This is a genomic window from Cellulomonas sp. Root137 (assembly GCF_001426725.1).
Lineage (GTDB): Bacteria > Actinomycetota > Actinomycetes > Actinomycetales > Cellulomonadaceae > Cellulomonas.
Map to the genome: position 1 here is coordinate 1,488,574 of NZ_LMFG01000001.1, position 24,301 is coordinate 1,512,874.

At 72.2% G+C, this 24,301-nt stretch carries 23 protein-coding genes; 16 read left to right on the forward strand and 7 right to left on the reverse strand.

Annotated elements, in window-relative coordinates:
* Window positions 1-13 precede the first annotated feature (13 nt).
* Window positions 14-973 carry a hypothetical protein gene (locus tag ASD18_RS07080; RefSeq protein WP_056088614.1) on the forward strand — a complete coding sequence of 320 codons (960 nt, stop codon included), beginning with the start codon at window positions 14-16 and terminating at the stop codon, window positions 971-973.
* A 321-nt stretch (window positions 974-1,294) separates the two neighbouring features.
* The gene (locus ASD18_RS07085; RefSeq protein WP_082573612.1) at window positions 1,295-1,918 is read left to right on the forward strand and encodes a TetR family transcriptional regulator; all 624 of its coding nucleotides are present in this window, start codon (window positions 1,295-1,297) and stop codon (window positions 1,916-1,918) included.
* Here ASD18_RS07085 and ASD18_RS07090 read toward each other — a convergent pair.
* Complete coding sequence (locus ASD18_RS07090; RefSeq protein ID WP_056088617.1) at window positions 1,911-2,300, reverse strand: DoxX family protein; 390 nt, start codon at window positions 2,298-2,300, stop codon at window positions 1,911-1,913. The genes ASD18_RS07085 and ASD18_RS07090 overlap by 8 nt on opposite strands.
* A 53-nt stretch (window positions 2,301-2,353) precedes the next feature.
* Between ASD18_RS07090 and ASD18_RS07095 the strand changes: the two genes are divergently transcribed.
* The 9 genes from ASD18_RS07095 (at window position 2,354) to yjfF (ending at window position 13,131) form a co-directional block, all read left to right on the forward strand.
* Window positions 2,354-3,172 (forward strand): maleylpyruvate isomerase family mycothiol-dependent enzyme, encoded by an 819-nt coding sequence (locus tag ASD18_RS07095; protein WP_056088619.1) that lies wholly within the window; start codon window positions 2,354-2,356, stop codon window positions 3,170-3,172.
* Between the two features lie 41 nt (window positions 3,173-3,213).
* The gene (locus ASD18_RS07100; RefSeq protein ID WP_056088624.1) at window positions 3,214-3,957 is read left to right on the forward strand and encodes an ABC transporter ATP-binding protein; all 744 of its coding nucleotides are present in this window, start codon (window positions 3,214-3,216) and stop codon (window positions 3,955-3,957) included.
* A gap of 62 nt (window positions 3,958-4,019) precedes the next feature.
* Window positions 4,020-4,751 carry an ABC transporter permease gene (locus tag ASD18_RS07105; RefSeq protein ID WP_056091740.1) on the forward strand — a complete coding sequence of 244 codons (732 nt, stop codon included), beginning with the start codon at window positions 4,020-4,022 and terminating at the stop codon, window positions 4,749-4,751.
* A 134-nt stretch (window positions 4,752-4,885) separates the two neighbouring features.
* Window positions 4,886-5,923, forward strand: coding sequence for a LacI family DNA-binding transcriptional regulator (locus ASD18_RS07110; RefSeq protein WP_200938493.1), 1,038 nt, complete (start codon window positions 4,886-4,888; stop codon window positions 5,921-5,923).
* 33 nt (window positions 5,924-5,956) lie between these two features.
* Complete coding sequence (locus tag ASD18_RS07115; protein WP_056088627.1) at window positions 5,957-8,086, forward strand: beta-galactosidase; 2,130 nt, start codon at window positions 5,957-5,959, stop codon at window positions 8,084-8,086.
* Between the two features lie 343 nt (window positions 8,087-8,429).
* On the forward strand, window positions 8,430-9,422 hold the full coding sequence (locus tag ASD18_RS07120; protein WP_056091745.1) for an ABC transporter substrate-binding protein: 993 nt from the start codon (window positions 8,430-8,432) through the stop codon (window positions 9,420-9,422).
* A gap of 96 nt (window positions 9,423-9,518) precedes the next feature.
* Complete coding sequence (locus tag ASD18_RS07125; RefSeq protein ID WP_056088630.1) at window positions 9,519-11,069, forward strand: sugar ABC transporter ATP-binding protein; 1,551 nt, start codon at window positions 9,519-9,521, stop codon at window positions 11,067-11,069.
* Window positions 11,066-12,112, forward strand: a complete 1,047-nt coding sequence (locus ASD18_RS07130) for an ABC transporter permease (RefSeq protein ID WP_056088632.1) — start codon at window positions 11,066-11,068, stop codon at window positions 12,110-12,112. Before ASD18_RS07125 ends, ASD18_RS07130 begins: the two co-directional genes overlap by 4 nt.
* A complete protein-coding gene (gene yjfF, locus ASD18_RS07135) occupies window positions 12,112-13,131 on the forward strand; it encodes a galactofuranose ABC transporter, permease protein YjfF (RefSeq protein ID WP_082573618.1) in 1,020 nt (339 codons plus the stop codon). The genes ASD18_RS07130 and yjfF overlap by 1 nt, the downstream gene beginning before the upstream one ends.
* Before the next feature lie 109 nt (window positions 13,132-13,240).
* On the opposite strand, the gene ASD18_RS07140 is transcribed toward yjfF, so the two are convergent.
* Together ASD18_RS07140 and ASD18_RS07145 are read right to left on the reverse strand one after the other, a co-directional pair.
* A complete protein-coding gene (locus ASD18_RS07140) occupies window positions 13,241-13,948 on the reverse strand; it encodes a TrkA family potassium uptake protein (protein ID WP_056088635.1) in 708 nt (235 codons plus the stop codon).
* The gene (locus ASD18_RS07145; RefSeq protein WP_056088637.1) at window positions 13,941-15,317 is read right to left on the reverse strand and encodes a TrkH family potassium uptake protein; all 1,377 of its coding nucleotides are present in this window, start codon (window positions 15,315-15,317) and stop codon (window positions 13,941-13,943) included. The genes ASD18_RS07140 and ASD18_RS07145 overlap by 8 nt, the downstream gene beginning before the upstream one ends.
* 141 nt (window positions 15,318-15,458) lie before the next feature.
* On the opposite strand from ASD18_RS07145, the gene ASD18_RS07150 reads away from it, so the two are divergent.
* The 5 genes from ASD18_RS07150 to ASD18_RS07165 all read left to right on the forward strand — a co-directional run bounded on the left by ASD18_RS07150 (window position 15,459) and on the right by ASD18_RS07165 (window position 20,458).
* A complete protein-coding gene (locus ASD18_RS07150; protein ID WP_056088640.1) occupies window positions 15,459-16,646 on the forward strand; it encodes an acetoin utilization protein AcuC in 1,188 nt (395 codons plus the stop codon).
* 131 nt (window positions 16,647-16,777) lie between these two features.
* Window positions 16,778-17,014 (forward strand): helix-turn-helix domain-containing protein, encoded by a 237-nt coding sequence (locus ASD18_RS07155; protein WP_056088642.1) that lies wholly within the window; start codon window positions 16,778-16,780, stop codon window positions 17,012-17,014.
* A 159-nt stretch (window positions 17,015-17,173) separates the two neighbouring features.
* Window positions 17,174-17,272 (forward strand): 30S ribosomal protein bS22, encoded by a 99-nt coding sequence (locus tag ASD18_RS20710; RefSeq protein WP_003792170.1) that lies wholly within the window; start codon window positions 17,174-17,176, stop codon window positions 17,270-17,272.
* Window positions 17,273-17,412: 140 nt separating this feature from the next.
* Window positions 17,413-19,335 (forward strand): glycoside hydrolase family 127 protein, encoded by a 1,923-nt coding sequence (locus ASD18_RS07160; RefSeq protein WP_082573626.1) that lies wholly within the window; start codon window positions 17,413-17,415, stop codon window positions 19,333-19,335.
* Window positions 19,336-19,393: 58 nt separating this feature from the next.
* Window positions 19,394-20,458, forward strand: a complete 1,065-nt coding sequence (locus tag ASD18_RS07165; RefSeq protein ID WP_235522286.1) for a LacI family DNA-binding transcriptional regulator — start codon at window positions 19,394-19,396, stop codon at window positions 20,456-20,458.
* A 6-nt stretch (window positions 20,459-20,464) separates the two neighbouring features.
* Here the strand turns inward: ASD18_RS07165 and ASD18_RS07170 are convergent, their stop codons facing one another.
* From ASD18_RS07170 to ASD18_RS07185, 4 genes are read right to left on the reverse strand one after another with little or no spacing between them, the layout of a single operon-like run.
* Window positions 20,465-21,121 carry a YesL family protein gene (locus ASD18_RS07170; protein WP_056088645.1) on the reverse strand — a complete coding sequence of 219 codons (657 nt, stop codon included), beginning with the start codon at window positions 21,119-21,121 and terminating at the stop codon, window positions 20,465-20,467.
* Window positions 21,118-22,371 carry an arabinan endo-1,5-alpha-L-arabinosidase gene (locus ASD18_RS07175; RefSeq protein ID WP_056088648.1) on the reverse strand — a complete coding sequence of 418 codons (1,254 nt, stop codon included), beginning with the start codon at window positions 22,369-22,371 and terminating at the stop codon, window positions 21,118-21,120. Before ASD18_RS07175 ends, ASD18_RS07170 begins: the two co-directional genes overlap by 4 nt.
* A gap of 3 nt (window positions 22,372-22,374) precedes the next feature.
* A complete protein-coding gene (locus ASD18_RS07180; protein WP_235522287.1) occupies window positions 22,375-23,286 on the reverse strand; it encodes a carbohydrate ABC transporter permease in 912 nt (303 codons plus the stop codon).
* A 29-nt stretch (window positions 23,287-23,315) separates the two neighbouring features.
* Entirely contained in the window at window positions 23,316-24,260 is a 945-nt protein-coding gene (locus tag ASD18_RS07185) for a carbohydrate ABC transporter permease (RefSeq protein ID WP_082573628.1), read from the reverse strand.
* Window positions 24,261-24,301 lie beyond the last annotated feature (41 nt).

Genomic DNA, 24,301 nt, shown 5'->3' on the forward strand with positions numbered 1-24,301 from the left:
GGGGGATTACGCCATGACCGTGCAGGGGGCGTCAGGGAGGACCTGGCTCCTCCGCGCACTCCTCGCGGTCGGCGGAGGCCTCCTGGCGGCACTCGTCTCGGTCCTGCTGTCGGCCGCGCCCGCGCACGCGAGCCCGTCTGCTGAGAGCGACCTCCCGACCGTGCTCGCTCCGGTCACCGACGCGACGGGCGTCCTCTCCGACGCGGTGGTGACGCCCGTGGTCGCACCCGTGGCGGACGTGCTGGGTGCGGTGGCCGGGCCGCTCTCCGTCGTCGTGACACCTGCGGCTGGCGTCGTGGGTGCCGTCGCCTCGCCCGTGCCCGCGGCGCAGGTCACGGCGCCGGTGGTCGCCGTGATCACGCCGGTCGCGGACGCGCTGACGCCCGTGGGTGGTGTGCTGGAGCCGGTGCTTCGGCCGGTGACCGATGCGCTGGTGCCCGTGGTGGGTGCGCTGGAGCCGGTGACGAGGGGGCTTCGACCGGTGACCGATGTGCTGGTGCCCGTGGTGGGTGCGCTGGAGCCGGTGACGGGGGGACTCCGGCCGGTGACCGATGTGCTGGTGCCCGACGACGGGTCGTCACCCGGGGCCGGTGCCCCCGAGCTGGGGACTAGCGTCACGGTGCCGTCGACCGCCGAGCCCGCTGGACAGCGAGTGCCGGCCCTGGCCCCGACGACCGCCATGCGCGGGACGGGGATCCTGGACCGCCGGCCCGACACGCTCGTCGCCGTCCACGCACCCACGGAGGTCGCGCCCGGCCGTGCCCCCCACCGCCCCCCGAACCTTCCCGGCGCCGACGGTGTGGGTCTTCCGCCGTCCGGCAGCACGTCGACCGGTGCCGCGCGGGGTGCCGTCGACGGTGACGTCCCGAGCGGCGTCCAGCCGCCCGCCCTTCGCGGGGTGACCACCCGTGGCAGTCCATCGCCCGCACCCCCGTCCGCCCCCGGCCCGGAGGTCCCCGACTCCCCGGCGTGAGCTGGGTCGTCGCGCTGATGCGCGACCCGCCCCGCATCCGTCCGTCCCTCGTTGAGGAGTCCGCCATGCGTTCCTTCGTCCGTCGTTCCCTGCAGACAGCACTCGTCTCCGGCGGCCTCGCCGCCACCGTCCTCCAGCTCGCCGGCACGGCCGCAGCCGTCGCCACCGCGATGGTGTCCGCGGTAGCGTCGCCCGTCATCGCCCGTCATCGCCCGCCAGCACCGCTGGGCCGCCGCCCGCCGACCGTCCACGCTCACCGAGGTGCCGACCCAGCGCAGCGCACACCCGGAGTCGTGACCCGGGGCTCCGTACGCTGGGCCCATGTCCACCGGCACCGACGACGCCACCTCGAGCCTGGGGCGTCGGCGCGGTCGTCGGCCTGCCGGCGAGGACACCCGTGGCGCCATCCTGGCGGCCGCGCGCGACGAGTTCGCCGAGCGCGGGTTCGACGGGGCGAGCATCCGGTCGGTCGCGCGTCGCGCGGACGTGGACCCCGCGCTGGTGCGGCACTACTTCCGCGACAAGGCGGAGCTGTTCGTCGCCGGGATGATCCCGGCGGGCGCCGACCCCGCGGCCATCGCGTCCGGTCTGGCCGGAGACGGTGTCGACGGGCTCGGGGCGCGTCTGCTCACCGCCGTTCTCCGGGTGTGGGAGGCCGACGGCGGGGTGGCGTTCCGGGTGGCGTTCGCCGGGATCACGGCCGGCGACCTGCAGGCCGAGGCGCTCGTCGGGTACGTCGGCCGCGAGGTGTTCGGGCAGGTGGCGCGGGTCCTGCCGCCGCCGGACCAGCAGCTGCGCGTGTCGCTCGTGGCGTCCCAGATGGTCGGCGTCCTCGTGGCCCGGCACGTGCTGCGGCTGGAGCCGCTGGCCTCGTTGCCGGTCGACGAGGTGGTCGCCCTCGTCGGGCCCACGCTGCAGCGCTACCTGTCCGGGCCGCTCACCTAGGCTGCCGGGCCACGGCGACCGCCCAGGCGACCAGCGGCACCTGCAGCGGCAGCCGCGCCCAGGCCACCACCGGCCTGCCCGCCCAGCCGCGCGCGTCCGGCCGGGAGCGGACCGCCATCGTCACGTTGCCGGGGAACACGCCCACCAGCAGGGCCGCCGACGCCAGCCCGCCGAGCCGACGCGTCGCAGGCACCGTCAGGGCGGCCGCGCAGGCGATCTCGGCCACGCCGGACCCGAGCACCCACGGGTCGGGGTTGCCCAGGGAGCGGGGGATCAGCGGCCGGAAGATGCCCGGCCGGCGCAGGTGCAGCACGCCGGACGTGCCCAGCAGGGCGGCGAGCGCGATCGCGGGACCGTGGCGGCGGAGCGTCGAGGAGAGCACGCGCCACGGTATCCGGGAGGCCGTTGTCGGTGCCGGTCGATAGCGTGCGCGGCATGGACACCGTCGACCTCTCCTTCGACTCGTACGCCGGCGTGATCGGGCAGGAGTCGGCCCGCACGGCCGACGCGCTCGAGAAGGCGCCGCTGTCCGCGCAGGTCCCGGCGTGCCCGGACTGGAGCACCGCCGACCTGGCGTACCACCTGGGCGAGGTGCAGGACTTCTGGTCGCAGATCGTCGGGAACGCCCCCGCGGGTCCCGACGACGCGCAGGACACGGAACGCCTGCCGGACGACGAGCTCGTGGCGTTCCTGCGCACCCGCACGGACGCGCTGCTGACCGCGATCGCCGCGCACGACCCGGCGGACCCGTGCTGGTCCTGGTCGCCCGTCGGGGGGACCGTCGGCTGGGTGCTCCGGCGCCAGGCGCACGAGGCGCTCGTGCACCGGGTCGACGCCGAGCAGACCGCCGGGCTGCCGGTCACCGATCCGGGCGTCGTGCTCGCCGCGGACGGCGTCGACGAGATGCTCGGCGTCATGGTCAGCGGGCTGCCGGAGTGGGCGTCGTTCACCCCCGACGGCCAACGGGTCCGGCTGCACGCCACCGACGCCGGCCGCGAGTGGGTCATGGCGTTCGGGCGGTTCCACGGCACGTCGCCGGCCAGCGGGAAGCAGTACGACGACGAGTGCGCGGAGCTGGTCGGCGGGGCGCCGTGGGAGGGGGAGGACGAGGACGTCACGGCGACGGTGTCCGGTTCCGCGTGGGACCTGGAGCTCTGGCTCTGGGGGCGCGGCGGCACGGACGCGCTGCAGCGTGACGGCGACCCGGCGGCGATCGAGCGGCTGCGCGCGGTGATCGTCGAGTCGACGCAGTAGCGCCTTGTGCCGGTCGACCGGCGAGGAGCACAATTCCTCACATGGGGAATAGCGCGATCGAGGTCGCCGGGCTCCGCGTCGTGCGCGGCGGCACCCGCGTCGTCGAGTCGCTGGACCTGACTGTCCCGGCCGGGCAGGTGGTCGGGCTGCTCGGCCCCAGCGGCAGCGGCAAGACGACGCTGATGCGGGCGATCGTCGGTGCGCAGATCGTCGACGGGGGGACCGTCACGGTGCTGGGCCTGCCGGCTGGGTCGGCCCCGCTGCGTCGCCGGATCGGGTACGTGACGCAGTCGCCCAGCGTGTACGGCGACCTCACGGTCACGGAGAACCTGCGGTACGCGGCGGCCATCCTCGGCGTCGACGCCGACGGGATCCGTCGGGCGTTGACCGAGGTCGACCTCGTCGAGCACGCCGACCAGTCCATCGGCACCCTGTCCGGCGGGGAGCGCTCGCGGGTCTCGCTGGCCATCGCGCTGCTCGGCCGGCCCGACCTGCTGGTGCTCGACGAGCCGACCGTGGGGCTCGACCCCGTGCTGCGCCGCGACCTGTGGAACCTGTTCCACCGCCTCGCCCGTTCCGGCGTGAGCCTCCTGGTGTCCAGCCACGTGATGGACGAGGCGGCCCGCTGCGACCGGCTGATCCTGCTGCGCGGCGGCGCGGTGCTGTCCGACAGCACGCTCGACGAGCTGCTCGCGCGCACCGGTGCCCCCGACGCCGAGGGGGCGTTCCTGGCCCTGGTCGACGAGGCCGTGGCCCGCGACGCTGCGAAGGGAGCAGTCGCGTGAACGCCGCCCACAGCGTCGCGACGGACCTCCGGACGACGACCCGTCAGGAGCGCGGCCGAGGGATGACTGCGGCGCTCACCGCCGCGACCGCGCGCCGCGTGCTCACGCAGCTGCGCCACGACAAGCGCACGATCGCGCTGGTCATCCTGCTCCCGTGCGTGCTGATCGGCCTGATCGCCTGGATGTTCGACGGCACGCCGGTGCTCGACCAGTTCGGGCCGCTGCTGGTCGGGCTGTTCCCGATGATGGTGATGTTCCTGGTGACCAGCGTCGCCACCCTGCGGGAGCGCATCTCCGGCACGCTCGAGCGGCTGATGACCCTGCCGATCGGGCGCGGCGACGTGGTCGTCGGCTACGCCCTGGCGTTCGCGGTGCTGGCCACCGTGCAGGCGCTGGTCATCGTCGGGTTCGCCGTGTGGGTGTGCGGCATGGACGTGGCGGGGCCGATCGGGCTGGTGGTGCTCGTGGCGGTGCTCGACGCCGTGCTCGGGTGCGCGCTCGGGCTGGGGGCGTCCGCGCTGGCGAGGACCGAGTTCCAGGCCGTGCAGCTGATGCCGCTGGTCCTCTTCCCGCAGCTGATCACCTGCGGCATCCTCATGCCGCGCGACGAGATGCCGACCGTCCTGGAGTGGCTGTCGCGCGTGCTGCCCCTGACGTACGCGCTCGACGCGATGCAGCAGCTGGCGGCGGGCGGGGCGTGGGCCGACGTCCGCGGCGACGTCGGGGTGATCGCGGCGTTCATCGTCGGCGCGCTCCTGGTCGGCAGCGCCACCCTCCGCCGCCGCACCCCCTGACCCGCGATCAGCGAGGAGGGGCAGCGGCGCCGCTGAATCGTTGCACTCCTGTGACCTGCCGGCCTTGATCACCGAGTCGCCCTGACGTTGACTACGTAGTCATCCGACATCGCCGTCGTCGAGGGGACATCGCCGTGACTGATCGCACCGTCACGAGCAAGCCCCGCCCGGTCGTCGCCGTGGACGTGGCACGGTCCGCCGGGGTGTCGCAGAAGACGGTGTCCCGGGTCATCAACGGCGACCCGCACGTGAGCGCAGAGGTGCGCGACCGCGTGCACCAGGCGATCGCGACGCTGGGCTACCGGCCCAACCGCGCGGCCCGCAACCTGGTGCTCGGGCGCAGCCGGACCATCGGCGTCCTGTCGGTCGGATCCACCGACTACGGCCCGTCGGCGCTGATGGTCGCCGCGGAGCACGCCATCCGCAGCGCCCGCTACTCGATGTCGGTCGTCAACACCCTCGAGGGCGAGCCGGAGTCGATCACCAGGTCCCTGCGCGAGCTCGTGGACCAGGGGGTCGACGGCATCGTGGTCAACGAGCCGGTCGGCGCGTTCACCCTCGAGCCCGGAGCGATCGGGGACCTGCCGGTGCTCAGCCTGTCCGGCCGGTACGGCATCTCGGCCAACGAGGTCGTGGTGGACGCCGACCAGGCCTCCGGGGGGCGGCTGGCCACCGAGCACCTGCTCGGCCTGGGTCACCGCACGGTGCACCACGTGGCCGGCCCCGCCGGCTGGCGGTCGAGCGGGCTGCGCACCGACGGCTGGCGTTCGACGCTCGAGGCCGCCGGGGCGCCGCAGCCCCCGGTGCTCACCGGCGACTGGTCCGCGCGCTCGGGGTACGAGGCGGGCGTGCACCTGGCGGCCGAGCCGACGGTGACCGCGGTGTTCGTCGCGAACGACCAGATGGCGATCGGCCTGCTGCGCGCGTTCATGGAGGCCGGCCGGGACGTGCCGGGCGAAGTGAGCGTCGTCGGCTTCGACGACGTGCCCGAGGCCGCGTACCTGGCCCGGTCGTTGACCACCGTCCGCCAGGACCTGTCCCACCTGGCCACCTTCGGCGTCGGGATGCTCATCGACGCCATCGAGAACCCGCGGCGGCAGGACCGCCGCGAGAACGTCCCGGTCGAGCTCGTGGTCCGGGAGACGACGGCCGCACCGCCGACAGGGCGCTGACGGTCCCCACCAGCGCGACGGAGACACCTCACCATGGCTGTGCAGCACGAAGGAGTGCGCTTCGGCGCCGCGTACTACTACGAGTACGCGGGGCCGGGCGACGACCCCAGGCCGGAGACCCTGGAGCGCGACCTGGACCTGATGCAGGCGGCGGGCTTCTCCGTGATCCGCGTCGGGGAGTCGGTGTGGTCCACGTGGGAGCCCGACGAGGGCCGGTTCGCGCTGGACTGGCTCGAGCCCGTCCTCGACGGGGCGCACGCGCGCGGCATCGACGTGGTGCTGGGCACGCCCACGTACGCGCTGCCCATGTGGCTGGTGCGCCGGTACCCGGAGGTCGCGGGCGAGCTCCGGACGGGTCAGCCGATGGGCTGGGGCGCCCGGCAGGAGACCGACATCACGCACCCGGCGTTCCGGTTCCACGCCGAGCGCGTCCTCACCAAGATCGTCGAGCGCTACAAGGACCACCCCGCGGTCGTCGGGTTCCAGGTGGACAACGAGCCGGGGCTGCACCTGCTGCACAACCGGGGGGTGTTCCAGAGGTTCGTCGACGAGCTGCGGCACACCTACGGGGACGTCGAGACCCTGAACCGGGAGTGGGGGCTCGTGTACTGGTCGCACCGGCTGTCCACGTGGGCGGACCTGTGGACCCCCGACGGGAACGCGCAGCCGCAGTACGACCTGGCATGGCGGCGGTTCCAGGCGTCGCTGACCACCGAGATGATCGACTGGCAGGCGAAGGCCGTCCGCGCGCTTGCCCGGCCGGACCAGTGGGTGACCACCTGCATCGCGTACGACCGGCCCGCGCTGGAGGACGCCGACCTCGCCTCGGTCCTGGACGTGACCAGCGGGAACGCCTACTACGGGATGCAGGACTCGCTGGCCCACCCGAGCACGCACACCCCGGCCCAGTACTGGACCGCGTACGGCACGTGGGCACTGTTCCAGGTGGGCGACGCGATGTTCTCCAGCCGCGGCGAGCCGTTCCTGGTCACCGAGACCAACGCGCAGGCGATCGGCGGCCCCAGCACCAACAACCCCGCCTACCCGGGCCAGTGGCGGCAGTCCGCGTGGGCGCTCGTGGCGCGCGGTGCCCGGATGGTCGAGTACTGGCACTGGCGCACGCTGCACTACGGCGCGGAGACCTACTGGGGCGGCGTGCTGCCCCACAGCGGGGTCCCCGGGCGGCCCTACCGCGAGATGGCGCTGCTCGGCGCCGAGCTCGCCCGGGTCGGCGGGGAGCTGGCGGACGCCGTCCCCGACTCCGACATCGCGATCCTGTCGTCCACCGAGTCGCGGTTCGCGCTCGCGGCCCAGCCGCCGCTGCAGAAGGCCGACGGCACGGGGGACCCCAACAGCTACCCCCGGATCGTCAGCGCGTTCTACCGGGGGGCGTTCGACGCGGGCCTCCAGGTGCGCGTGGTGCGGCCGCGGTACCTGTTCAGCGAGGACCCCGCCGCCGTCGTCGGCACGCACCCCGTGCTCGTCGCCGCCGGCTACTACCCGGCGTCCGACGCGGACCTCGCCTGGCTGCTCCGGTACGCCGAGGCCGGCGGGCACCTGGTCGTCGGCCCCCGCACCGGCTACGCCGACCACGAGGGCCGGGCCCGCACCGAGGTGCAGCCCGCGCGGCTGTCCACCGCGGCGGGCGCCTGGTACGAGGAGTTCAGCAACCTCGCCGAGCCGGTGCCGGTCTCCGGGGCGCTCGCGGGGGAGGCGACCGCGTGGGCCGAGTGCCTGGTCGCCGACGGCGCCGACGTGCTGGCCACCTACGAGCACCCGCACCTGGGCGCGTGGGCCGCGGCCACGACGCGGTCGCACGGTGACGGCCGGATCACCGTCGTCGGCACCGTGCCCGGCCTGGAGCTGGCCCGGTCGCTGGCCGACTGGCTGGTGCCTGCCCCGCTCGCCGGCTGGGAGGACCTGCCCCCGAGCATCACCGTCCACAGCTCCACCCGACCGGACGGCACGCGCGTCCACATCGTGCACAACTGGTCCTGGGAGGCCGCCACCGTGACGGCTCCGACCGGTCTCGACCTGCTCGTCGCCCCACGCGGCACCGCGCCCGCCGACCCGCCGCCCGCGGACGCCGCCGGTCCCTCGGTCGCCGCCGGCGACGCGATCACCCTCGGCTCCTGGGACGTGCTCGTGGCGGTGGCACGGTAGGCCGCCGACCGGACCAGCCGCGCTCGGGACAGGAGTGACGGGCGTTCGCTCTGAGCCGCCACTCGCGTCCCTCCGACACCACGCGTCACAGGTGCGGCGGTATCGGACGTGCCGCGCGGGCCTGACCGTGCACCCGTCAGCTGCGAAGCGTGACCGGAATGCAACCTGACAACCGCGCCACCGGAGAGAATGTGAGCGCTAACATCAGGCGAACCACCTACTGGACCTCGGTTCAGCAGGACTCGTGCCCCGGTGCCCCGGGCGCACGACGTGGGCCGGCCGGCGTGGGTCGGGTCCGCGAGCGAGTGCGTTTCTCGAGGAGGAGAAGCAGATGGTCAGCAAGATGTTCAGGACACGATCGATCGCCGCAGGCATCGCGGTGCTCGCACTCGGGCTCGCAGCATGCAGCAGCGGCGACGGCGGCGACGCGGAGACCGCGGGCGGCGACGGCGGCAGCGACGGCGCGATCTCCGTCGGCTTCAGCCAGGTCGGTGCCGAGAGCGGCTGGCGAGCCGCCAACACCAAGTCGATCCAGGACGCACTCACGGAGGACGCCGGCTTCAAGCTCAGCTTCTCCGACGCCCAGCAGAAGCAGGAGAACCAGATCCAGGCGATCCGGTCCTACATCGCACAGGGCGTGGACTACATCGCGTTCTCCCCGGTGGTCGAGTCCGGCTGGGACAGCGTGCTCGAGGAGGCCAAGGACGCCGGCATCCCGGTCATCCTCACCGACCGCGCGGTCGACTCCGAGGACACGTCGCTCTACGTGACGTTCATCGGCTCCGACTTCGTCGAGGAGGGCAAGCGCATCGGTGACTGGGTGTCCGAGAACCTCGGCACCGAGCCCATCAACGTCGTCGAGCTGCAGGGCACCACGGGCTCCGCGCCCGCGATCGACCGCAAGACCGGGTTCGAGGACGCCATCGCCGGCAACGACAACATCTCGGTGATCGCCTCGGAGACCGGCAACTTCACGCGCGCCGAGGGCAAGACAGTCATGGAGGGCTTCCTGCAGGCCTACCCGGACATCGACGTCGTGTACGCGCACAACGACGACATGGGCCTGGGCGCCATCGAGGCCATCAAGGCGGCCGGCAAGGTGCCCGGTCAGGACATCAAGGTCGTCACGATCGACGGCGTGAAGGACGGCATGACCGCCCTCGCCGCCGGCGAGATCAGCTACATCGTCGAGTGCAACCCGCTGCTCGGCCCGGACCTCGCCGACATCATCAAGACCCTCGACGAGGGCGGCACCGTCGAGCCCCGCATCGTCACCAAGGACGAGGCGTTCGACCAGGCAGGCGCGCAGGCAGTACTGGCCGACCGGCAGTACTGACCCGACCCGCTCCCGCTGCCCGGGGGGACCTCCGCGTCCCCCCGGGCAGCACCGCCCTGCCGGTACCGTGGGACCGGCTCGGACGAAAGGTCGACGATGACCGACGACACTGCTGTGAGCACCTCGGACGCCGCCCCGATCGTGGCGATGACGGGGATCTCGATCACGTTCCCCGGGGTCAAGGCGCTGGACGGCGTCGACTTCCGACTGTTCCCCGGCGAGGTGCACGCCCTGATGGGCGAGAACGGCGCCGGCAAGTCCACCCTGATCAAGGCCCTCACCGGCGTGTACACGATCGACTCCGGTCAGATCGTCATCGACGGCCAGGAGCGCACGTTCGCCGGTCCGGCGCAGGCGCAGGCCGCGGGGATCAGCACCGTGTACCAAGAGGTCAACCTCTGCGACAACCTGTCCGTCGCGGAGAACATCATGCTCGGCCACGAGGTGCGCCGGGGCGGCGTGGTCGACTGGCGGCGCACCCGCGCGGCGGCCCGCGAGCACCTGCGGACCATGAACCTCGACATCGACCCGAAGTCGTCGCTGTCCGCGCACTCGCTCGCCGTGCAGCAGCTGGTCGCGATCTCACGCGCGATGGTCGTCGACGCCCGCGTGCTCATCCTCGACGAGCCCACCAGCAGCCTCGACGCCGACGAGGTCGCCCGGCTGTTCCGCGTGGTGCGCGACCTGCGCCGCCGCGGCGTCGCCATCCTGTTCGTCTCGCACTTCCTCGACCAGGTGTACGAGATCAGCGACCGCATGACGGTCCTGCGCAACGGTGCGCTCGTCGGGGAGTACCTGACGGCGGAGCTGCCCCGCGTCGAGCTGGTGCAGAAGATGATCGGCCGCGCGCTCGAGGTGCTCGAGCAGCTCGAGGAGGCGCCCAAGCGCTCCGTCGCCGAGCGCGCGGACACCCAGCCGTACGTGCAGGCCATCGGCCTCGGGCGCAAGGGCACGATCGAGCCGTTCGACCTCGACGTCTACGCCGGCGAGGTCGTCGGGCTCGCGGGTCTGCTCGGTTCGGGCCGCACAGAGCTCGCTCGCCTGCTGTACGGCGCCGACCACGCGGACACCGGCGAGATCCGCGTCGAGGGGACGCCCACGAAGATGCGGACCCCGCGCACCGCCCTGTCGCGCGGCATCGTCTACTCCTCGGAGAGCCGCAAGACCGAGGGCATCGTCGGCGACCTGACCGTGCGGGAGAACATCGTGCTCGGCCTGCAGGCGGACCGCGGCTGGCTGCGCCGGATCTCGAAGCGGAAGTCCGACGAGGTGGTGAACCGCTACATCGAGGCCCTCGGCATCCGCCCCGCCAACCCCGACGCGATCGCCGGCAACCTGTCCGGCGGCAACCAGCAGAAGGTGCTGCTCGCGCGCTGGCTGGCCACCGCCCCGAAGCTCCTGCTCCTCGACGAGCCCACCCGTGGCATCGACGTCGGCGCCAAGGCCGAGATCCAGCGGCTCGTCGCGGACCTGGCCGCGCAAGGCATGGCGGTCGTGTTCATCTCCGCCGAGCTCGAGGAGGTGCTGCGCCTCTCGCACCGCATCGCCGTCCTGCGCGACCGCAGGCTCGTCGCCCAGATCACCAACTCCGACGACGTCACCACCGACGACGTCGTCCACCTCATCGCGAGCGGAGGGCAGTCATGAGCGCCGTCGGAGCCGTCACCCGGCACCGGTTGTTCTGGCCGGTCGTCGCGCTGGCCGTGCTGCTGCTGGCCTGCGTGCTCAAGTCGAACACCTTCCTGGACATCGCCGTGCGCGACGGCCACCTGTACGGGGGGCCGATCGACATCCTGCGGCGGTCCAGCGTGCTGCTCCTCGTGGCCCTCGGCATGACGCTCGTCATCGCCACGCGCGGCATCGACCTGTCCGTCGGCGCCGTCATGGCGATCGCCGGCGCGGTCGCGCTGTCCCAGATCGCCGCGTCCGACGACCCCGGGTCTCTGGCCGTCGTCCTGTCCGCGATCGGCAGCGCCGTGCTCGTCTGCCTGTTGATCGGGGTGTTCAACGGGTTCCTCGTCGCGGTCGTCGGGATCCAACCGATCATCGCGACCCTCGTGATCATGACCGCCGGCCGGGGCATCGCGATGCTCATCACCGGCGGCCAGATCACCACCGTGACCAGCGCGCCCTACAAGACGATCGCCACCGGCTACTGGCTGGGGCTGCCCGTCGCGGCGCTGATCGCCGGGTTCTTCTTCCTCGTCACCGCGCTGATCACCCGGCGCACGGCCCTCGGCGTGCTCATCGAGTCGGTCGGCATCAACCCCGTCGCCTCCCGGCTGGCGGGCGTGCGCGCCCGGACGATCATCTGGACCGTCTACATCCTGTGCGCGTTCTTCGCGTGCGTCGCCGGGTTCATCCGCAGCTCCGACATCATGGCGGCCGACGCCAACAACGCCGGACTGTTCATCGAGCTCGACGCCATCCTCGCGGTGGTCATCGGAGGCACCTCGCTGGCCGGCGGCAAGTTCTCGCTGGTCGGCACGCTCGTCGGCGTCCTCGTGATCACCACCCTGACGTTCTCGGTCACGATCCTGGGCATCCCCGCCAACGCGGTCTCCCTGTTCAAGGCGCTCGTCGTCATCCTGGTCTGCCTGCTGCAGTCGCCGGTGGTCAGGCGGAGGCTACGGAGAAGGCGAACTGCGCCGGTCGGAACAGCCCCTGCTCCCGTGGAGGTGCCGGCGTGATGACCACCGACCAGCTCACTCGTCCCGCCGACGCCCCGCCCTCGCTGGGCTCCCGCGTCCGCCGGTTCCGCATCGACGAGCGCTACCTGCCTGTCATCGGGACCGTGGTCGTCCTGATCATCATGCTGGCCATCGGCGGCTCGCGGTACGAGAACTTCCTCACCGGCCGCGTCATGGCCAACGTGCTCATCAACAACTCGTTCCTCGTGGTGATCGCCGTCGGCATGACGTTCGTGATCCTCACCGGGGGCATCGACCTGTCCGTCGGCGCCGTCGTCGCGCTGTCCGGGTGCGTCGCCGCGTGGATGTTCTCCCACGGCTACGGAGCCGCGGTCGCGATCCCGCTGGTCATCCTCGTCGGCACCGTCATCGGTCTGGCCGTCGGGGTGATGGTCCACGTGTTCGAGATACAACCCTTCATCGCCACCCTGGCGGCGATGTTCCTCGCCCGAGGCCTCTGCTACATCGTGGCGCCCGAGTCCATCCCGATCACCGACCCGACCATCGTCGCCCTCGCCCGCACCCGCTGGGGCACCGAGGACGGCCTGGTGATCACGCCGAGCGGCGTCATCGCGCTGGCCGTCGTGGCCATCGCCTTCGTGACGCTGCACTACACGCGGTTCGGCCGCACGGTGTACGCGATCGGGGGGAGCGAGCAGTCCGCGAAGCTCATGGGCCTGCCGGTCGCGCGCACCAAGGTGCTGGTCTACGTCATCAGCGGCACGTGCGCGGGGCTCGGTGGCCTCCTGTTCGCCATCTTCTCGCGGTCCGGGTACGCCCTGACCGGCGTCGGCATGGAGCTCGACGCCATCGCCGCGGTCGTCATCGGCGGCACCCTGCTGACCGGCGGCAGCGGCTTCGTGCTCGGGTCGGTGCTCGGCGTGCTGGTGCTGGGTCTGATCCAGACGATCATCACGTTCCAGGGCACGCTCAGCTCGTGGTGGACCAAGATCTTCATCGGCGCGCTGCTGCTGATCTTCGTGGTCCTGCAGCGCCTCCTGGTGATCCGCCGCCGCTGACCCGGCGAGGGCCGCAACGCCCGCGAGTTCGGTGGTGAGCGTCGAGTTCGGTGGTTCGAGCTGCCGAGCTCGACTCGAACCACCGAACTCGGCGCCGGTCAGCGCATCGTCACGGGCGAGCCGCGAAGCGCTCCAGCAGGTCGGCGTGGCCCGAGACGATGATCAGGTCGTTCTGCGACAAGCGGGTCTCCGGGGTCGCGTAGACGAAGTCGATGCCGGGGCTCTTCACGCCGATCACGGTCACGCCGTAGCGCTCGCGCACCTTCGACTGCGCGAGGGTGAACCCCTGCGTCTCCTTCGGCGGGCGCATCTTCACGATCGTGAACCCGTCCTCGACCTCGATGTAGTCGAGCAGCTTGCCGGACACCAGGTGCGCCACGCGCGCCCCGGCGTCGGCCTCGGGGAGCACCACGTGGTGCGCGCCGATGCGCTGCAGGATGCGCGCGTGCTCGTTGCTCACGGCCTTGGCCCAGATCTGCGGCACGCCGATGTCCACCAGGTTGCCGGTGATCAGCACGGACGCCTCGAGGTAGGACCCGACGCCGACGACGGCCACGGGGAACTCCCGCGCGCCCAGCTGCTCGAGCGCCTCGGGGTTGGCGGCGTCGGCCTCCACGAGCGCGACCCGGCCGGCCCACTGGGCCACCAGCTCCGGGTTGCGCTCGACGGCGAGCACGTCCTGGCCGAGCCGGTCGAGGGTCGCCGCGATGGCGGACCCGAACCGTCCGAGCCCGATGACGAGCACGCCCGAGTCCTTCTTGGGTGTGCGCGGTGCGTTCTGCGGCCCCTTGAGCGAGTCGCCGAATCTGTCAGCCAATGATCGGCCTCTCTTCTGGTAGCCGTATCACCCGACGACGGTTGCGCAGCGCGAGCGCGGCCGCAAGCGTCATCGTGCCGGTCCGGCCGATGAACATGAGCACGGTGAGCACGTACTTCGCCGGGTCGGGGAGGTCCGGCGTGATGCCGGTGGACAGCCCGCAGGTGGCGAACGCCGAGATGACCTCGAACAGCACCTTGTCCAGGGTGAGCCCGGTCAGGGCCAGGAGCAGCAGCGACGAGACGAGCACCAGTGTCGCCGAGACCAGGGAGACGGCGATCGCCACCTGCAGCGCCTCGCGCGGGATCCGTCGTCCGTAGGCCTCGACGTCCTTGTCGCCGCGGCCTTCGGCCAGGATGGCGAGCAGCATGACGGCGAGCGTCGTGACCTTGATGCCGCCGGCGGTCGACGCCGAGCCGCCACCGACGAACATGAGCGCGTCCATGAGCAGCCACGTGCCCTCGTGCATCTCCCCGACGTCCACCGTCGAGAAGCCGCCCGACCGCGGCATGACGCCGGCGAACAGCGAGGCGAGCGCGGTGGCGCTGGGGCCCAGCGGCTTGAACGTGCCCGGGTTGGTCCACTCGAACGCGGCGACGAGGATCGACCCGGCGACCACGAGGCCGAGGCTGGTGGTCACGGTCAGCTTGGAGTGCAGGCTCCAGCGGCGGGGTTCGCGCAGGTGCCGGGCCACGTTGAGGATGACCGGGAAGCCGAGCGAGCCGATGAAGACGCCGACGATGATGGGCATCAGCACCCACCAGTCCGACACGAACGGCTCCAGGCCGTACGGGGTGGGCACGAAGCCGGCGTTGTTGAAGGCGGAGATCGAGTAGAAGATCGAGTGCCACGCCGCCTCGCCCAGGTTCTCGTCGAACATGAGGAACCGCGGGAAGAGCACGGCCGCGATGATCAGCTCGAGCGCGACGGACGTGATGATGACGGTCCTGATCAGCGACCCGACCTCGCCGAGCCGCGTCTCCTTGGTCTCCGACGAGACGAGCAGGCGCTGCGTGAGGCCGATCCGGCGGGACACGGCCATGCCGAGCAGCGACGCCAGGGTCATCACCCCGAGGCCGCCGATCTGGATGGCGATGAGGATGACGACCAGCCCCCATGCCGACCAGTACTCGCCGGTGGGGACCACGACCAGGCCGGTGACGGTGCTCGCGGACGCCGCGGTGAACAGGGCGTCGACGAACGGTGCCTGACGCCCGCTGGCGGTCGCCCAGGGTGCGTAGAGACCGGCGGTGACACCGGCGATCACGAGGGCGAACACGCCGAGCGCGAGGCGGGCGGGGGACTGCCGTGCGGAACGGTCGACGTACTCACGCCACCGCCACGCCACGCCCGGGCCACCCCGCGCCATCACACCTCCCGCAACCGGCCCGGCGCTCGCCGGTCGGGGCAACTCTGGCACGCCCCGGGCGTGAGGTTCGACCCGACAGGCACGCGACGGGTACACCCGCGTCGGATCGACAGCGGGGGCGTCGGGTGCGACGGTGAGCCCATGACGTCGTCGGCACCCGTGCGCGTGGTCTGGTCGCGCGAGATGCTCGCGTACGACTTCGGCCACGGGCACCCCATGACGTCGGAGCGCCTGGACCTCACCATCCGGCTCGCCGAGGCCCTCGGCCTGCTCACCGGGCCCGACGTGGAGCTGGTGGGCGCCAAGGAGGCGTCGGACGAGCTCCTGCAGACCGTGCACGACCCCGCCTACGTCGCCGCGGTGCACCGGGCGTCCGACGACGGCACCCCCGACCTCTCGTTCGGCCTGGGCTCCAGCGACGACCCCGTCTTCCCGCACATGCACGAGGCCTCCGCCATGGTGGTGCAGGGGTCGGTCGACTCGGCGCTCGCCGTCTGGGAGGGGCGCGCGGAGCACGCCGTCAACGTCACCGGTGGCCTGCACCACGCGATGCCGTCGGCGGCGTCGGGGTTCTGTGTCTACAACGACGCGGCGGTGGCTATCGTGGCGCTGCTGGACGCCGGGGCGCAGCGCGTGGCCTACGTCGACATCGACGCGCACCACGGGGACGGCGTCCAGTCGGTGTTCTGGGACGACCCCCGCGTGCTCACCGTCTCGCTGCACGAGACCGGTCACGCCCTGTTCCCGGGCACCGGCCACGCGCGGGAGACCGGTGGGCTCGGCGCCGAGGGCACGTCCGTCAACGTCGCGCTGCCGTCCGGCACGGGCGACGCCGGCTGGCTCCGGGCCATCGACGCGGTGGTCCCCGCCGTGGTGCGGGAGTTCGCGCCGGACGTGCTGGTCACCCAGCACGGCTGCGACACGCACACCCTCGACCCCCTGACGCACCTGCGGGTGAGCCTGGACGGCCAGCGGCGGGCCGCGGAGCTGCTGCACGAGCTCGCGCACGAGGTGGCGGGCGGTCGCTGGCTGGCGCTCGGGGGCGGCGGCTACGCGGTGGTCGACGTGGTGCCGCGCTCGTGGACGCACCTGCTCGGCATCGCGACGCACCACCCGGTCGACCCCGCCACCGAGATCCCCGAGGAGTGGCGCTCGCTGGTGCGCGAGAGGTACGGGCGGCTGGGTCCCGACCGGATGACGGACGACCGCGACGCGACGTTCAGCCCGTGGGCGAACGGGTACGACCCGGGGGACGACGTCGACCGCACCATCCGGGCCACCCGCGCGGCCGTCTTCCCGTCGCTCGGGCTGGACCCCGAGCACGACTGAGGTGCTGGGCCACACGGGCGACGTCCCAGGCGTCCCCTCTTTCCCACGCGTCCCACGGGCCACTAGGCTGAGCCGGCACCCGCAGGGTGGGTGCGCGGGCCCGCCGCGCGCCGGGCGGAACGGGTGACAACATGAGCGACGAGCGCGACCAGCCCGGCCAGCCCGGCCGCACGCGATTCCTCACCGTGCTCGAGGTCGCGGACGTCATGCGCGTCTCGAAGATGACGGTCTACCGGCTGCTGCACTCCGGCGAGCTCCCCGGCGTCCGCGTCGGCCGTTCGTTCCGTGTCCCGCAGGACGCGCTGGACCACTATCTCGCGACGTCGCCGGCCGTCGAGGTGCGCAACGAGGACCGACGGAGCTCCTGAGAGCCCGCGCGTCGTCCGGCACCCTCCGGATCGCGTAAGGTAGAGCCTCGGACTTTGTTCGTGCGTGGGCGACTCGATTGCACTCGATCTCTTCTACGCGTCGATCGACCACCAGAACGGCCCGTCGCCGGGCCTCCATCGGAAGCGAAGTGAGGACCCATGGGCTCCGTCATCAAGAAGCGCCGCAAGCGGATGGCCAAGAAGAAGCACCGCAAGCTGCTGCGCAAGACGCGCCACCAGCGTCGCAACAAGAAGTGAGCCCGGGCGGCCGCGAGGTCGCCTGCTCCGACGTACGGGCCCGGCATCTGCCGGGCCCGTCGTGTTTCTGGCCCCGGCTGAGGTCGGACGCTTCTACAACGATGTAGAGTTCGAGAGTGCCCCACGTCACCAGGAGCCCGATGTCGACGCCGACCGCGGTCGTGGACGGCCCGACCGTGCCTCGCGCGCCCGTCGTCCGTCGGACCCCCCTGCCGTTCGACGCGGTCGCTCTCGATCCGGGCTCGTTCCTGGGCCGCTGGCAGTCGGTGAACCGGGACGCCACCATCCCGCACGTGCTCGCGCAGCTGGAGTCGGCGGGCACGGTCGACAACTTCCGGCGCCTGGTCGGTCGCTCCGACGCCGCCCACCGCGGGTTCAACTTCGTGGACTCGGACGTCTACAAGACGCTCGAGGCGCTCGCGTGGGAGGCCGGCCGGCTGCCCGAGGACCAGCCGTGGGAGGACCGCGCGCGCGAGCTGGTGGACCTGCTCGCCGCGGCACAGCGCGACGACGGGTACCTGCACACGCTCTACAGCGGCGACGAGGTGTTCGCCGACCTGCGCTGGGGGCACGAGCTGTACGTGCTCGGTCACCTGGTGCAGGCGGCCGTCGCGCGGACGCGGACCACCGGCCGCACCGACCTGCTCGACGTCGCGCGCCGGTTCGCAGACCTGGCGGTGATGCGCTTCGGTGAGGGCGGGCAGGACGGCTACTGCGGGCACCCCGAGGTGGAGACCGCGCTCGTCGAGCTGTACCGGCTCACCGGCGAGCGGTCGTACCTCGAGCTGGCCCGGCGGCAGGTGGACCTGCGCGGCTCCGGCGTGCTCGGGTCCGGCCCGTTCCCTCCCGCGTACCACCAGGACCACCTGCCGGTCCGCAAGGTCACCGAGGTGGCCGGGCACGCGGTCCGGCAGGCGTACCTCGCAGCGGGCGTCGCGGACGTGGTCGCCGAGACCGGTGACCCCGAGCTGCTCGCGTACCTCCTGCGGCTGTGGGACTCGGCGCAGGGCACCAGCACGTACGTGACCGGCGGGACCGGGTCGCGGCACAAGGACGAGGCGTTCGGCGACCCCTACGAGCTGCCGCCGGACCGTGCCTACGCCGAGACGTGTGCCGCGATCGCGACGTTCCAGTGGGCGTGGCGGATGCTCCTGCTCACGGGCGAGAGCCGGTTCGCCGACGAGATGGAGCGCACGCTCTACAACGCCATCCCGGCGTCGACCTCGGTGGACGGGACGGGGTTCCTCTACGCCAACCCGCTGCAGGTGCGGACCGGGCACGACGGCGCGAGCGAGTTCGCGCCCGCCGAGCGGCTGCCGTGGTTCGCGTGCGCGTGCTGCCCGCCGAACCTCGCGCGGCTGGTGGCCTCGCTGCAGAGCTACGTGGCCACGCGCGACGCGGACGGGGTGCAGCTGCACCTCTACGCGGACGCCGACGTGACCGTGGGATCGACCGTGCTGCGGGTCCGCACCGAGTACCCGTGGGACGGCCGGGTGGTCGTCGACGCCGGTGCCGACGGGCTGGCCGAGGACCTGGCGCTGCGGATCCCGGCCTGGGTCGACGCCGAGGCGGTGCGGCTCGTCGTCGACGGCACGGTCACCGACGTCGTCGTCGAGCAGGGCTACGTCCGCGTGGCCGGTCCGGTGCGGCGGGTCGAGCTCGAGCTCCCGATGCCCGTGGTCGCCGTGGCGGCGCACCCGCGCGTCGACGCGGTGCGCGGCTGCGTGGCGCTGCGCCGCGGCCCGGTCGTCTACTGCGTCGAGCAGGCCGGGCTGCCGTCCGGGGTGGTGCTCGAGGATCTCGCCCTGGTGCCCGGCAGCCCGCTGTCCGCGGCGTCTCCCGTGGCGGGCGTCGACGCGCTGGTCACGGTCGAGGCCGTCGCGGTCCACCGACCGGCGACCGGCGGGCCGCTGTACCGCGCCGCGTCCGCAGGAGGGGTCGGCACCCCCGGACCGGGCACCTCGGCCGGGCGGATCACGCTGCGGGCCGTGCCCTACCACCGCTGGGGCAGCCGCGGACCTGGGGCGATGCGGGTGTGGCTGCCCGTGGCGGAGCGACCGTGAGAGGGCCGGGTCTGCCACGCTGGCCCTCGACGAGGCACGGACGGATCGGGAGAACGCGATGAGCACGGCGAGGCGCGGTACCGCAGTGACGATGCACGAGGTCGCCGCACGGGCGGGGGTGTCGATCAAGACCGTCTCCAACGTGGTCAACGGCTACCAGTACATCCGGCCGGCCACCAAGGAGCGGGTCGAGAAGGCCATCGCCGACCTCGGGTACCAGGTGAACATCTCGGCGCGGAACCTGCGTCGCGGCAAGACCGGCATCATCGGCCTCGCGGTGCCGGAGCTCTCGCTCCCGTACTTCGCCGAGCTCGCGGACTCGGTCATCCGCGCGGCCGAGGCACGCGGGCTCACGGTGCTCATCGAGCAGACCGGGTCGGTGCGCGAGCGTGAGCTCGAGGTGCTCTCCGGCCAGCGTCGCCACTTCACCGACGGCCTGATCTTCTCGCCGCTGGAGCTGGGGCCGCAGGACGCCGAGGCGCTCCGGGTCGACTACCCGATGGTGCTGCTCGGCGAGCGCATCTTCGGCGGTCCGGCGGACCACGTGACCATGAACAACATCGAGGCCGCACGGGCTGCGACCCAGCACCTGCTGGACCTGGGGCGTCGCCGCATCGCCGTGATCGGCGCGCACGAGGGCGAGACCGTCGGTTCGGCCGCGCTCCGTGTGCAGGGGTACCGGCAGGCGCTCGAGGAGGCCGGCCTGGAGGTGGACCCCGCGCTGATCGGCGAGGCGGGCCTGTGGCACCGGGCGACCGGCGCGGAGACGATGAACCGGCTCCTGGACTCGGGCGTGGAGATCGATGCCGTGTTCGGCCTCAACGACGCCCTCGCGCTCGGCGCCCTGCACGTGCTGCACGCGCGCCGCATCGACGTCCCCGGGCAGATCGCCGTCATCGGCTTCGACGACATCGAGGAGACCGCGTACTCCTCCCCGACCCTGACCACGGTGGCGCCCGGACGCGTGCAGATCGCGACGACGGCCGTCGACCTGCTGCTGGCGCGCATCGAGGAGGTCGAGCCCGGGCGCCCGTTCGAGCGGGTCATCACGGACTTCCAGATCATCGGCCGGGAGTCGACGCTGGGCGAGCAGGCGACGGGGGTCGCTCCGGTCGCGTCGTGAGCGGGCTCAGGCTGCGCGGGCGTCGAGCGTGGTCAGCCGCTGGTCCACGAGCCAGCCGCTGACCAGCAGGGGCAGGCTGAGCCCGACCAGCGGGATCAGGACCGTGACGTAGGTGAACGTGACCGCCAGAACGGCGATGGCGACCACCACGGCCAGGCCCGTCAGCGGGGAGAGCAGCGGCGCGACCGCGACGAACCGCCACGTGCGCGCGGCCGGGACGTCCTCGTACCGGCGCGCGACCGGCACCAGGGTGGCGAGCGCGACCAGCAGGTACCCGGTGAGCGCCACGACGCCGACGGTGAGGGCGGCCCTCGCGGGACCGGCCGACGCGGCGGCGAGCACCGACGCGTCGAGCGCCAGCAGCAGGAAGCCGACCGTGAGCGGTGCGCCGAGCACGTTGAGCCGGCGGAAGCCCGCCCGGTACCCGGCCCAGAACTCCTGCCAGAGGTGCTCCGACGGAGTCCCTCCGGCCAGCCTGGCCAGCACCGAGCCGCCAGCGCCGAGCGCCGGGTAGGCGCCCAGGACGATCCCGCCCGCGAGGGTGCCGAGCGCGACGAGCACGTTCACGGCGACGAGCTGGGTGGCGACGCGCAGGAACACCATGACGCGCCCGGCCCAGCCGCCGACCGCCAGGTCGTCGTGCGTCGTCGGCAGGCTGCTCACGATTCCACCACCCGGGTGCCGAGCGTCGCGTTGCCGTCCGCGTCGAGGCCGGCGAACGACAGCGTGCTCACGCCGCGCACCGCGTCGACCGAGGGGAAGACCACGAGCTCGAGGGCGGGGGACGTGAAGTGCCCGTCGCCGTGCGACCGGATCGTCGCGATGACCTCGTCGTCGATCGTCAGCGTGCGGGAGGTGGCGACGCCGCCGGCGGTGGCCTGGTCGAACGTCACCAGCTCCCAGGTGCCGGCCAGCGCGGCCGGGTCGGTGGGCCGCTCGTCGTCGGGCTCCGCGGCGCCGGCCCAGGGCTGCGGCGACACCGCCGGCCAGCCGTCGGCGGTCCACACGAGCCGACGCACCTGCACCTCGTGCTGGGTGGGGTCGCCCGCGTCCCGGACGTGGTGCACCAGCAGCTGCCGGTCGCCGTCGGTGAGCACCGAGGCGTGCCCGGGGGCCAGCCACGCGCGTCCGCCGGCCAGCGCGTGCCCGGCCAGCATGAGGGTGCCGACGAGGGCGGGGTCGCCGTCCAGGTCGGTGAGGTCGCGGCCCGTGCGGTCCACGTACGGGCCGGTCACGGACTCGGAGACGCCCACCCGCACGTGGTACGTGGAGAACAGCGAGTCGTAGGAGAGGACCAGCGCGTAGCCCCCGCCCGGGCGGGGCAGGACGAACGCGCCCTCCACCGCCCCCTCGACGCTGCGCGGCCGCCGGGCGAGCAGGATCCCGGGCGCGTCGCCGACCGCCAGGCCCGAGACCGGGTCCAGCTCGAGGGCGTGGATGCCGCCGAAGAACGAGCCGTAGACCAGCCAGTGCCGGCCGTCCGCGTCGACCACCGCGTTCGCGTCGATCGCGTTCGGGCCGTCGACGTCGTGCAGGCTGGTCACCACCAGCCCGCGGTCCTCCCACGGTCCCGACGGGTGCGGCGCGACCGCCAGGCCGATGGCCGAGGTGCGCGAGCCGAACGTCGACGCGGACCAGTACATCCGCCACTCGTCGCCCACCCGCACCACGTCCGGCGCCCACAGTCCGGCGGCACCGGACCAGTCGGCCCCCGCGGGCGGGACGCCGTCGAGCGCCCACCCGTGGAACTCCCACGTCACCAGGTCGTCCGAGCGGCGCACCTGCACGCCGGCCCGCACGGGACCGTCCGCCCACGCGTCGGTGGAGAACAGCCAGTACGTGCCGTCGTCGTCGCGGACCGCGGTCGGGTCGTGCGCGTGCCGACCGCCCCAGACGGTGGTGTCGGGAACCATCGGTCAGCCCTTCGAGCCGGTGAGCGCGACGGACTCGATGATCTGCCGCTGGAAGATGAGAAACACGATGAGGATCGGCAGCAGCGCCACGAACGACGCGGCCATGATCAGCGGGTAGTCCCGCTGCGTCGCGAACTCCACGTTGAGGTTGGCGATGACCACCTGCAGCGTCTGCCGCTCGGGGGTGTTCAAGTACAGGATCGGCGCCAGGTAGTCGTTCCAGATCGCCATGAACCAGAGGATGAACTGGGCGGCGATCGCGGGGCGGATCATCGGCATGATCATCACGCGGAAGATCTGCAGGTAGGAGGCGCCGTCGATCTTGGCGGCCTCGATCATGGAGTCCGGCACGCTCGACAGGTACTGGCGCAGGAAGAAGATCATGATGATGTTGCCGAACAGCAGCGGCACGATCAGCGGCAGCAGGGTGTCCACCCAGTGCAGCCGGGAGAACATGACGAACTGCGGGATCATGATCGTCGGGTACGGCACCATCAGCCCGGACAGCAGGACGAGGAAGATCGCGTTCTTGTAGGGCAGCCGCAGCTTGGCCAGCGCGAACGCGGCGAGCGCGGACGTGAGCGACCCGACCACCGTCACCGAGAGCGCGACGATCAGGCTGTTCTGGAAGCCCGACAGGATCGGTGCCTCGGTCCACATGCGGACGAAGGTGTTCCACTGCGGCGGGTCCGGGATCCACACCGGCGGCAGGGCGAACACCTGCACCTTGGTCTTCAGCGCGGTGGTGAACATCCACAGCAGCGGCGCGAGCATCACGAGCGAGCCGGCGGCGAGCAGGGTGAACACGACCACGTTGCCGAGGCGGTTCTGGGAGCTGGCGCTCATCCGGTTCTTCTCGGACGGGCCGCGCTGACCGGGGGAGGTCGTCGGGGGCGTCATCAAGGTGGTGGCCATGGCTGCGTTCCGTTTCTTCCTCAGTCGATTCAGTCGATGCTGAAGCTGTTGCGCCGGTTGAGGCGGAACTGGATGAAGGTGATGACGAAGACGAGGATCCCGAGGACGATCGACATCGCCGTGGCGTACCCCATCTGCTGGTACTTGAACGCCTTGCGGACGATGTACCAGACCACCGACGCGGAGCTGAACTCCGGGCCGCCGGCGGGGGTCATGATGTTGATCTCCGTGAAGATCTGCGACCCGGCGATGATGTTGGTGACGACCAGGAAGAAGGTCACCGGCCGGACCATGGGCAGCGTGATGTTCCGGAAGCGCTGGAACGCGTTGGCACCGTCGAGCGCCGCGGCCTCGTGCAGGGACGCCGGCACCCCCTGGATCGCGGCCAGGTACAGGAGCATCGAGTACCCGAGGCCCTTCCAGATGGCCATGATGATGATCGCGGGCTTGACGGTCGCGGTGTTCTGCAGCCAGTCGGGGCCGTCGATGCCGAACCAGGCGAGCACCTGGTTGATGAGGCCGAAGTCGCCGTTGTAGGCGAACTGCCAGACGATCGCGATGGCGGCCAGCGACGAGATCACCGGCACGTAGTAGATGGTGCGGAACGCGGTGCGACCGGGGATCCGGCGGTTCATGGCCAGCGCGAGCAGCAGCGAGAGCGCCAGGCCGATCGGGATGCCGATCATGTAGAAGAACGTGTTGTACAGCGAGATGCGGAAGTACTCGTCGCCGAACAGGGTCACGTAGTTGTCGAGGCCGACGAACGTCATCGGGCCCAGACCGTTCCAGCTGGTCAGCGACGCGTACACCGCGAAGCCGATCGGGTAGAGCGTGAAGAGCAGGAACCCCAGGATCGGGGCCGCGACGAACGCGAGCGCCCAGCGGTGCTCGGTGCGGTGCAGGCGTCGGTTGGCCTGCTTCGCTCGTTGCTCGGACGTGAGTCCGGGGGTGGTCGACAGCTGCGTCGCGGTCATCTGGAGAACCGGAGGCGTGCCCGGGCGGCGGGGACGGGAGG

Bases quoted from the DNA above. Each gene is read 5' to 3' on its own strand.
- ASD18_RS07120 (WP_056091745.1), top strand. From the start codon at position 8,430: ATGTTCAGGACACGATCGATCGCCGCAGGCATCGCGGTGCTCGCACTC.
- ASD18_RS07105 (WP_056091740.1), top strand. From the start codon at position 4,020: ATGACTGCGGCGCTCACCGCCGCGACCGCGCGCCGCGTGCTCACGCAG.
- ASD18_RS07080 (WP_056088614.1), top strand. From the start codon at position 14: ATGACCGTGCAGGGGGCGTCAGGGAGGACCTGGCTCCTCCGCGCACTC.
- ASD18_RS07100 (WP_056088624.1), top strand. From the start codon at position 3,214: ATGGGGAATAGCGCGATCGAGGTCGCCGGGCTCCGCGTCGTGCGCGGC.
- ASD18_RS07145 (WP_056088637.1), bottom strand. From the start codon at position 15,317: ATGGCGCGGGGTGGCCCGGGCGTGGCGTGGCGGTGGCGTGAGTACGTC.
- ASD18_RS07160 (WP_082573626.1), top strand. From the start codon at position 17,413: ATGTCGACGCCGACCGCGGTCGTGGACGGCCCGACCGTGCCTCGCGCG.
- ASD18_RS20710 (WP_003792170.1), top strand. From the start codon at position 17,174: ATGGGCTCCGTCATCAAGAAGCGCCGCAAGCGGATGGCCAAGAAGAAG.
- ASD18_RS07095 (WP_056088619.1), top strand. From the start codon at position 2,354: ATGGACACCGTCGACCTCTCCTTCGACTCGTACGCCGGCGTGATCGGG.
- yjfF (WP_082573618.1), top strand. From the start codon at position 12,112: ATGACCACCGACCAGCTCACTCGTCCCGCCGACGCCCCGCCCTCGCTG.
- ASD18_RS07165 (WP_235522286.1), top strand. From the start codon at position 19,394: ATGAGCACGGCGAGGCGCGGTACCGCAGTGACGATGCACGAGGTCGCC.
- ASD18_RS07175 (WP_056088648.1), bottom strand. From the start codon at position 22,371: ATGGTTCCCGACACCACCGTCTGGGGCGGTCGGCACGCGCACGACCCG.
- ASD18_RS07150 (WP_056088640.1), top strand. From the start codon at position 15,459: ATGACGTCGTCGGCACCCGTGCGCGTGGTCTGGTCGCGCGAGATGCTC.
- ASD18_RS07185 (WP_082573628.1), bottom strand. From the start codon at position 24,260: ATGACCGCGACGCAGCTGTCGACCACCCCCGGACTCACGTCCGAGCAA.
- ASD18_RS07130 (WP_056088632.1), top strand. From the start codon at position 11,066: ATGAGCGCCGTCGGAGCCGTCACCCGGCACCGGTTGTTCTGGCCGGTC.
- ASD18_RS07180 (WP_235522287.1), bottom strand. From the start codon at position 23,286: ATGGCCACCACCTTGATGACGCCCCCGACGACCTCCCCCGGTCAGCGC.
- ASD18_RS07155 (WP_056088642.1), top strand. From the start codon at position 16,778: ATGAGCGACGAGCGCGACCAGCCCGGCCAGCCCGGCCGCACGCGATTC.
- ASD18_RS07085 (WP_082573612.1), top strand. From the start codon at position 1,295: ATGTCCACCGGCACCGACGACGCCACCTCGAGCCTGGGGCGTCGGCGC.
- ASD18_RS07115 (WP_056088627.1), top strand. From the start codon at position 5,957: ATGGCTGTGCAGCACGAAGGAGTGCGCTTCGGCGCCGCGTACTACTAC.
- ASD18_RS07125 (WP_056088630.1), top strand. From the start codon at position 9,519: ATGACCGACGACACTGCTGTGAGCACCTCGGACGCCGCCCCGATCGTG.